Below are 2,823 nucleotides of genomic sequence, written 5' to 3' on the forward strand. Positions count from 1 at the left end.
TACTTGTCTACTCGAGAAGATAAGGAAGGACCGAACAGATTGAGGAGGACGGATACTAGGCGTTCGTTATTTTGCGAAGAAGCAAACAATTCCTAGCGGAACTTATTTGAAGGAAGAAGTGGTGTACACGGGGAACTTCAAAAGGGCGGAGCAGATAAAGGCACAAATAGACCATCTCGTCCACGCAGGAAAGGATATCAACGATGTTAATGGAACAGATACTAGAGAGGGAAAACTTAATACAGGCATTGAAGCGTGTTGAAAGAAATAAGGGAAGCCGTGGTGTAGATGGAATGCCGGTTCAAAACCCTGAGACCGCACCTCGCAACCGAATGGTACAACATGAAAACCGCCCTTTTACAGGGTACCTATCAACCGCAGCCCGTCCGTCGTATCGAAATCCTGAAACCAAACGGCGGAGTTCGGCTATTGGGTTTCCAACCGTTCTAGACCGTTTCATTCAACAAGCCATTGCCCAAATATTGACCAAGATATATGACTCAACCTTTCGGAGAATAGCTATGGATTTCGCCCTAACAAACAAGGGAACCAGGCTGTTCGAAAGGCAAAGTCCTATATAACCGAAGGTTATACATGGGTAGTGGATATGGACTTGGAGAAGTTCTTCGATAAAGTGAATCATGACAAGCTCATGGGAATGTTAGAGCGGAAAATTGAAGGTAGCTGACTCCTTTATTTAACTATGCCTTCACGAAGCCAAAATGATCTGATCCCATTTCAATTACCCGGAAATCCAATTACAAGGGTTATGAAATCCTACGAATAAGTGAGCATTCGAGAGATATTCGTATCAAACTGAGGGAGTTGCATAAGGTGGAATATTTGTTTAGAAGATAGTATCGTTTTGTTCACGAATAATAAAGTAGTTTTAAAAATAATATAGTCATTTAAAAATAAAAAAGTTGTTTAAAAAGATGGTATGAAATGAAAGTTTCATATGTTGTAAAGTATAATGAAAATAAGAATATTTTGATATTCGTATAGTTAAGAAATGGGCAGAATAGGAGTAGATAAAGATGTTGGATAAATTGAAAGATGCATTTCTATCTAAGGAATTAACTTGTACTAATTGTGGTAGAAAAATCAAAGTAGGTGAACGTTTTACTGCTATTATAACAATACCTACTGAAAAAGATATGTTAGTATCACGATTAGATAATGCAATCGCAAGAACTGCTGATAGTGTATTGTGTGAAGGATGTAAATAAGGGCGCACTTTTAAGAGATTTGTTCTCCGAAAATTAAACAACTTTATTATTTCTTAAAAATCAAAGGTCTATAGAAATATTCACTTTTTAAATATCTTTAATAACCATCTATCAGCGTAATGGATAGATGGTTATTGTATTTCTAAGAATAGAATTGAACAACTTTATTATCAATACACTCGTTTGTAATACCAACTATGTATAAAAAAAGAGCAGAGAATATTGATGTTAAATTAATCAACTGTAAAAAAGGAGCTAAAAATAATGATAAAAGGCATTTTTGAAACTCATATTAATGTTAGTAACTACCAAAAGTCGGCGGCATTTTATGAAAAACTATTAAACATTATTCCTTTACACGAAGATATTGATAGAAAGTCAAAATTTTATTGGGTTGGGCAACCAGGAGAGTCTATGCTAGGTATCCGAGAAAACTATCCAAGTTCTTTAGTACAACGACAACATTTTGCTTTTAAAGTTAATTTAGAAGATATTTCCTCAGCGAAAGAATATTTATCCGATTTAGGTATTACAACAACAAATTTTTTTGGAGAGAGTTCTGAAAAGTTATTAGTATTTCCTTTTATGCCTGCTGTATCTATCTATTTTGATGATCCAGATGGTCATTCAATTGAATTTATATCCATACTAGATGATCCACCAAAACCTGAATTAGATATTATGGCTTGGCAAGAGTGGGAAGAGTTACACGGTAGAGGCTAAATTATAAACTCTTTTATTAAAATAAGGCTTTTGAAGCTTAGAGGTTTAATAGTACATTAAGGAACTGATCGTAGCTCCTTTTCTTATTCTGTTAAAGGAGTAGCATTCCTGTAATGCATGAAAATGAGTTTTGAGCACATCTTTCTTTCTTATGGAACTATCGGGGCAGTTTAGTTGAATAAGCTGTATACTAAATACGGTTTGTAGAAAGAGGAGAGATAGATGTTTTTTAAAAAGAGAAAATTAATTAAAAATGACATAAAGTTTATGGCGGAATTGTTATATGAAGATGTATCATCTGAAAAATGGGACCAAGCAAACCTTACAAAAGATAATTTGAATCTTTCAATAGAAAGTGTTCGCTTGGTTGATGAGTATGCTGATAGGTTAATGCATACAGACTTTGGACAGCAGCTTTTAAAAGAACATCCAGGTAATTTTCCCGTACGAATCGGAGTCTATCTAGGAGAAGTTATTAAAAACCATACAAACGGGCAATATAATTGGTTTGAGTTTAAATCTATCCAAGAAAATACGATTCATTTAGATAACTATATGGTGAGTGTAGAAAGCGAAAGTGTTCTTTACTCAAAAAAATTAGACAAAGTGATATGTCCGATTTATGAAGCTATACATTATCTTAATGGAGAGTCTAAATATAAAACTCTTTTAAACTATGTAGACGAAGTAATAAAAGATCAATAAAGGAGACAAATATAAACTTTATTAACTAACGGGTGCTTGAGTTTAAGATTATGGAGCTGTTCAGACGGCTCTTTTTTTGTATGAAATTACTTTAGTGAAAGGCCATACTTAAATAAGCCCACCATATTCTCATTTTTTTGATGGGCGTAAATGTACTATGTCGTTA

3 protein-coding genes and 1 pseudogene are annotated in these 2,823 nt (G+C 34.1%); all 4 read left to right on the forward strand.

Translation table 11 applies throughout. The features are described 5' to 3' along the window. Window positions 1-203: 203 nt before the first annotated feature. Window positions 204-679, forward strand: a pseudogene (locus ACQKMR_RS28275) (reverse transcriptase domain-containing protein); the annotation flags it as partial. A 358-nt stretch (window positions 680-1,037) separates the two neighbouring features. After that, window positions 1,038-1,229: a hypothetical protein gene (locus ACQKMR_RS28280; RefSeq protein WP_427700231.1), complete on the forward strand. Its 192-nt coding sequence runs from the start codon at window positions 1,038-1,040 to the stop codon at window positions 1,227-1,229. A gap of 264 nt (window positions 1,230-1,493) precedes the next feature. Beyond that, window positions 1,494-1,952, forward strand: coding sequence for a VOC family protein (locus tag ACQKMR_RS28285; protein WP_427700232.1), 459 nt, complete (start codon window positions 1,494-1,496; stop codon window positions 1,950-1,952). 222 nt (window positions 1,953-2,174) lie between these two features. Beyond that, the gene (locus ACQKMR_RS28290; RefSeq protein ID WP_427700233.1) at window positions 2,175-2,657 is read left to right on the forward strand and encodes a hypothetical protein; all 483 of its coding nucleotides are present in this window, start codon (window positions 2,175-2,177) and stop codon (window positions 2,655-2,657) included. Window positions 2,658-2,823: the final 166 nt, after the last annotated feature.

This window comes from Peribacillus sp. NPDC096540, from assembly GCF_050278525.1.
GTDB lineage: Bacteria > Bacillota > Bacilli > Bacillales > DSM-1321 > Peribacillus.

What these genes read in the sequence shown, in the direction of transcription:
- ACQKMR_RS28280 (WP_427700231.1), top strand. Translation starts at nt 1,038, where the DNA reads ATGTTGGATAAATTGAAAGATGCATTTCTATCTAAGGAATTAACTTGT.
- ACQKMR_RS28285 (WP_427700232.1), top strand. Translation starts at nt 1,494, where the DNA reads ATGATAAAAGGCATTTTTGAAACTCATATTAATGTTAGTAACTACCAA.
- ACQKMR_RS28290 (WP_427700233.1), top strand. Translation starts at nt 2,175, where the DNA reads ATGTTTTTTAAAAAGAGAAAATTAATTAAAAATGACATAAAGTTTATG.